This window comes from Bathymodiolus heckerae thiotrophic gill symbiont (genome assembly GCF_900128515.1).
Taxonomy (GTDB): domain Bacteria; phylum Pseudomonadota; class Gammaproteobacteria; order PS1; family Pseudothioglobaceae; genus Thioglobus_A.
Window position 1 is genome coordinate 1 of record NZ_FQTP01000100.1, and the last position, 4,838, is coordinate 4,838.

The window sequence follows — 4,838 nt, forward strand, 5'->3', positions numbered from 1 at the left end:
TAAACCGATATTGATCAACTGGCTAGAGGTTGATTATCAGTTACCGAAAAACCAACGCCGTACCGCACAACGCTTATATGAATGCCTGGTTGATGAGGGCTATACCGGTGCTTATGACAGTATTCAGTGCTATGTTAAGCAATGGAAAATCGATAACAGGACATCACCGTCTAGCAAACAAGCCTTTGTTCCCTTGGCTTTCCCGCCAGGTGACGTGTGCCAGTTTGACTGGCGCCAGGAGACTGTTGAAATCGATGGTCGAGAACTCAAGATCAAATTTGATCATCCCCCACTAGAGTAGACCACTAACCTCGGGTTAAACTAAGCACTAAAAACGAGGATAAACAGAATGAGTCATTCAGTAAAATACACGGATGAATTTAAAACCGAAGCGGTTAAGCTAGTTACCCAACATGGTTATACGGTCATCAAAGCGAGTCAGCATTTAGGTATTGGAAAATCAACCTTAGGTACCTGGTTAAAACGTCACCGTTCCATTAAAGAAGGCACCTTAAATGAAACTGACCAAGATAAATTAAGGCGGTTAGAAAAAGAAAATAAAGAACTCAAAATGGAGCGTGACATTTTAAAGGAAGCCGCCGTGTACTTTGCCGTCGAGTCAAAGAAAAGTACACGTTCATGAAGTCTAGACTTACAACATACCCCGTTCGTTTGATGTGCCGCGTACTCAATGTAAATCGCAGTGGTTTTTATCGGTGGTTAGAAAAACCAAAATCTAATAGAGAAAAAGAGAACGAGCGATTAGCTGGGTTAATCAAACAAAGTTGGCTTGAGAGTGGCTGCGTATATGGTAGTCCACGTATTCATGCGGACTTACGTGAACTAGGTGAGCGCTGCGGCTTAAATCGCGTTGCACGGATCATGAAACTTAATAAAGTAAAGGCATTACTAGGTTATAAGCGGCATTACACCAAATCAGGGAAACCGTCGGTTGTTGTCAACAACAACCCAAAACTGATCCACTCCATCAATTGAAAAGTGATCCACTATTTGGATAATGGCTCGATTAAACCAGCCCGTTTCTTTTCTCTTATTCGATAGCTTTCTCCTTTTATTTGTACAATATGTGAGTGATGTAAAACGCGATCTAATAGTGCTGATGTTAATGCTGTGTCATTAGCAAATGTTTGTCCCCACTGACCAAATGGCAAATTACTGGTTAAGATAATAGAGCCTTTTTCATATCGTTTAGCAATAACATCAAATAATAGCTTGGATTCGTGAGCTGTAAACGGTAAATAACCTATTTCATCGATGATGAGTAATTTAGGTGACAAGACCGCACGCTGCATCACTTGCTTATATTTATCCTGCCTTTGAGCCGTAGTCAGTTGTAATATTAAGTCTGAGGCACTGATAAATCGAGTTTTGATCCCAGCCTGTACTGCCATATAGCCAAGTGCACTGGCTATATGTGTTTTCCCCACACCTGATGGACCCAGCAGTACAACATTTTCCTTACGTTCAATAAAAGATAAGGTGGCTAACTCATTGACCATTTTCTTTGGTACGCCACTGGCAAAGGTAAAGTCAAAGTCAGCTAATGTTTTTATTGAGGGGAACCCTGCCATACGCGTAAACATCACTTGTTTACGTTGCTGCCGTGCTTGTGATTCACTGCTCAGAATATGTTCTAAGAAAGAGAGGAAGTCCCATTCTTCTTTGGCTGCTTGTTGAGCCAATGTGGTGGCGTTAGTCTCAATTCCAGGTAACTTTAATTCATCCGTTAAAGCACTAATACGTTCTAATTGTAAGTTCATACCGCCTCCGATAAATGTTCATACACAGACAGTTCATGGTGTAATGGTGCATTATCAAATGTTCGAGTCTTCACTGGCATGGAGGCCACGGTTAATTGCGGTGGTGCTGGTTTTAATGAGGGGGGGATGTTTTGTAGATAATCACGTTCCTCAGTCAATCTATCGGCTGGTTTTTCTTTCGTTGTATCATGGATCCGTTGATTGGCAATCGTATTTAACCAAATCATGATTTCACTATTTGCTGTTGCAACATCTAAACGAAGTCCCATCGAGGTTAATTTTGTGGCTAACGGCCGATAGAAGTTATCTCGAACATACCGCACCATGCGTTCAACCTTGCCTTTTGTTTGAGGTCGGTAGGGTTTGCACAGTTTGGGTAAAAAGCCCATTTCTTTGCTAAATTGATAGAAACTCTGATTGAGTTTATGCTGCCCGTCACCATAGGCATCACGTTCAATAACAACTGTTTTCATGTTGTCATACCAGATTTGTTGTGGGATCCCTTGAAAATACTCAAAGGCCTGACGATGACATTCTTCTAAGGTGTCGTAACGCATGTTATCGGTAATCATGACAAACAAGGCACGGCTATATCCAAGAACACAGACAAAAGCATGTAAGGGTGATTTCCCCCCTCGCATTTGTCCCCAATCGACTTGTAATTGCACGCCTGCCTCAGTTTCAAATCGAACAATGGGCTGAGGTTCAACCTTCCCTCGATAGCAATATAGATATTGCCTCAATAAAGATATGCCACCACGATAACCTTGTTCTTTTATTTCTCGAAGCAGAACAACCGCTGATAAATGAATGGGGTTTGCCTTTGCAATGCGTGAATGTAAATACGGTTTGAAGGCCTCTAACTTTGATATTCCTGATTGCCGTGTGGCGTAGCGAGGATTATCAAAATCACCTTTAAGGTAGCGTTTAACCGTGTTACGAGAGATATTTAAATGTTTTGCAATGGCCCTTTGTGACATACCTTGCTGATGTAAAACTTTTATTTTCATGAGCTCTTCTTTTGAAATCATGGTGCTCCTAAAAAGCACCAATAGTAAGTGAACTGGATCAGATTTCAAATGCTGAAGTGGATCATTTTTGCATTGTTGGTAACACATAGTGCTCAACGCTCGCTTGTGGCTCTGTCGTCAGCTGTAAATCATGACAGGCGCTTAACACTTTGGGGCGGTCAGGTTCTGTTAATCGCCTGATGTCATTGAGTACAATACTGCCTGTGACAACACCTGATTCCAGTGTGAGCTTACAGGCGACCTCAAACGCATCGATACCCACGTCTTTAGCTAGCAGTAAACAATCAACAAAGGCTCTATCGCCCTTATCTTGCTGCAGTCGCTTTTTCCTGACTTGCTGTATCGGTTCGGGTAAATTCCATGCTTGAAACGGGACTCCATGGCGTAAAGCACCCGGTTTCTTTTCCAGTACGGCAAGATAATGCCAGGGATTACACACCATTTCATCACGAACAACACTGCGCTGATGCTCGGCAATGATTTCACCTTTTGCAACGATACTGAGAGAAAAAGCGGTCACTCTGACTGAAACCGTCTGTCCTACCCACTTGGCTGGGACACTGTAATTATTTCTATCGAGTCTCACTAAACAAGTCCGACTGACTTTTAGCAAATGTTCAATATAGCCTGCAAACGGTGTTGTTATCTGGCGGAGTAAAGGCTGTTCTTGTTGATAACATTCCGCAATGGTTTGTGAGGATAAGGTTGGATGTTTTCGGCAGGATAACGCTTCACAACGCTTTTCTAGCCACAGGTTTCAATCATCAAAGGTGTTAAATTTAGCACGAGGGGTGCACAACCATTCGCTAACATTGCCGACTTGATTTTCTACTTGTCCTTTTTCCCATCCTGCTGCTGGCGTACAAGCGACGGGCTCAAAGAGGTAGTGATTGGCCAATGCCATAAAGCGCGGATTAAACGTGCGCTCCTTACCCACAAACACCGTATCAACCACTGTTTTAAGATTGTCATAAACCATCTGTAATGGCACGCCACCGAAAAAGACAAAGGCTTGATTATGCACATCCATCACCATTTTCTGCGTCTCACGGGGATAAGCCGCGACAAACATTTTTCGGCTATAAGCCAGGCGAAAATGAGCGACTTTGATCTTGAGTTCTCGACCATCGATTTCAACAGTCTCCTGGCGCCAGTCAAACTGGCACACGTCACCTGGCGGGAAAGCTAAGGGAACAAAGGCTTGTTTGCTAGACGGTGATGTCCTGTTATCGATTTTCCATTGCTTAACATAGCGCTGAATACTGTCATAAGCACCGGTATAGCCCTCATCAACCAGGCATTCATATAAGCGTTGTGCGGTACGGCGTTGGTTTTTCGGTAACTGATCATCAACCTCTAGCCAGTTGATCAATATCGGTTTAAATGAACCTAACTTAGGCTCAGGGTGAGAATCACGTTGATAAACAGGCTCACTTTCTGTTTTTAAATGTTTTCTAACGGTAGGGCGAGAGATTTTAAGGGAACGAGCAATTGAACTAATACTCTCTCCACTGACAAGATGTCGTCTTCTGACTTCGGCAATAATATCCATTGTTAACACTCCAAGGCTCTCCGACAAAATATCGGATTTTACACAATCTGGGGTGGAAACTTTTCAACGCTGTTTTCCCCAGAACCCTGGTAAGTTTTGCACGCTGATTAACATATCAGGAATCCCTGTTGCCCCCATAGTTTCCCCTGTAATTTCTCTTTGAGCCATAATTACCTACTGTTCTGAAAGTAATGAATAACTTCGAATATACCGCGACAAATGAAATGCTACCATATTCACATCATCGTCACTCAATCGGTGCTTACTGTTGGATATAAAGGTCGGTAAGGCTTTTGGGTTTAACACCCATACATTGCTATTCTTGGCTTCGCTTGTAGGTTCGACGTACCAGCCAGGAAAAACCACAACTGGCTTTGTTTCAAACTGCCGACCAGTACTATCTTTTAAAAGCCCTTTAAGCCACGAAGATGCTGCTGTAACTTGAATGATTGGCTTATCATTTTTGGGTAAATT

General features: G+C 42.7%; 6 protein-coding genes and 3 pseudogenes. 3 read left to right on the top strand and 6 right to left on the bottom strand.

Going from position 1 to position 4,838, the window contains the following annotated elements; genetic code table 11:
- The 3 genes and pseudogenes from BTHERMOSOX_RS09340 to BTHERMOSOX_RS09350 all read left to right on the top strand — a co-directional run.
- Positions 1-301: pseudogene (locus tag BTHERMOSOX_RS09340) on the top strand (IS21 family transposase); the annotation flags it as partial.
- Between the two features lie 48 nt (positions 302-349).
- Positions 350-643: a transposase gene (locus BTHERMOSOX_RS09345; protein WP_138120834.1), complete on the top strand. Its 294-nt coding sequence runs from the start codon at positions 350-352 to the stop codon at positions 641-643.
- Entirely contained in the window at positions 640-996 is a 357-nt protein-coding gene (locus BTHERMOSOX_RS09350; RefSeq protein ID WP_138120836.1) for an IS3 family transposase, read from the top strand. Before BTHERMOSOX_RS09345 ends, BTHERMOSOX_RS09350 begins: the two co-directional genes overlap by 4 nt.
- Before the next feature lie 11 nt (positions 997-1,007).
- Here BTHERMOSOX_RS09350 and istB read toward each other — a convergent pair whose 3' ends face one another.
- The 6 genes and pseudogenes from istB to BTHERMOSOX_RS09370 form a co-directional block, all read right to left on the bottom strand.
- Positions 1,008-1,781, bottom strand: coding sequence for an IS21-like element helper ATPase IstB (istB, locus tag BTHERMOSOX_RS09355; RefSeq protein ID WP_138120838.1), 774 nt, complete (start codon positions 1,779-1,781; stop codon positions 1,008-1,010).
- The gene (gene istA, locus BTHERMOSOX_RS09360) at positions 1,778-2,812 is read right to left on the bottom strand and encodes an IS21 family transposase (RefSeq protein ID WP_138120840.1); all 1,035 of its coding nucleotides are present in this window, start codon (positions 2,810-2,812) and stop codon (positions 1,778-1,780) included. Before istA (BTHERMOSOX_RS09360) ends, istB begins: the two co-directional genes overlap by 4 nt.
- 61 nt (positions 2,813-2,873) lie before the next feature.
- Positions 2,874-3,254, bottom strand: coding sequence for a hypothetical protein (locus BTHERMOSOX_RS11820; RefSeq protein WP_249360673.1), 381 nt, complete (start codon positions 3,252-3,254; stop codon positions 2,874-2,876).
- Between the two features lie 6 nt (positions 3,255-3,260).
- Positions 3,261-3,566, bottom strand: a pseudogene (locus BTHERMOSOX_RS12110) (Mu transposase domain-containing protein); the annotation flags it as partial.
- Positions 3,567-3,569: 3 nt separating this feature from the next.
- Positions 3,570-4,391, bottom strand: coding sequence for an IS21 family transposase (istA, locus tag BTHERMOSOX_RS11825; RefSeq protein ID WP_249360674.1), 822 nt, complete (start codon positions 4,389-4,391; stop codon positions 3,570-3,572).
- 147 nt (positions 4,392-4,538) lie between these two features.
- Positions 4,539-4,838, bottom strand: a pseudogene (locus tag BTHERMOSOX_RS09370) (NERD domain-containing protein); the annotation flags it as partial.

Excerpts from the sequence above, each read along its gene's own strand:
- BTHERMOSOX_RS11820 (WP_249360673.1), bottom strand. The coding sequence starts at position 3,254 with ATGGTGTGTAATCCCTGGCATTATCTTGCCGTACTGGAAAAGAAACCG.
- BTHERMOSOX_RS09345 (WP_138120834.1), top strand. The coding sequence starts at position 350 with ATGAGTCATTCAGTAAAATACACGGATGAATTTAAAACCGAAGCGGTT.
- BTHERMOSOX_RS09350 (WP_138120836.1), top strand. The coding sequence starts at position 640 with ATGAAGTCTAGACTTACAACATACCCCGTTCGTTTGATGTGCCGCGTA.
- istA (WP_138120840.1), bottom strand. The coding sequence starts at position 2,812 with ATGATTTCAAAAGAAGAGCTCATGAAAATAAAAGTTTTACATCAGCAA.
- istB (WP_138120838.1), bottom strand. The coding sequence starts at position 1,781 with ATGAACTTACAATTAGAACGTATTAGTGCTTTAACGGATGAATTAAAG.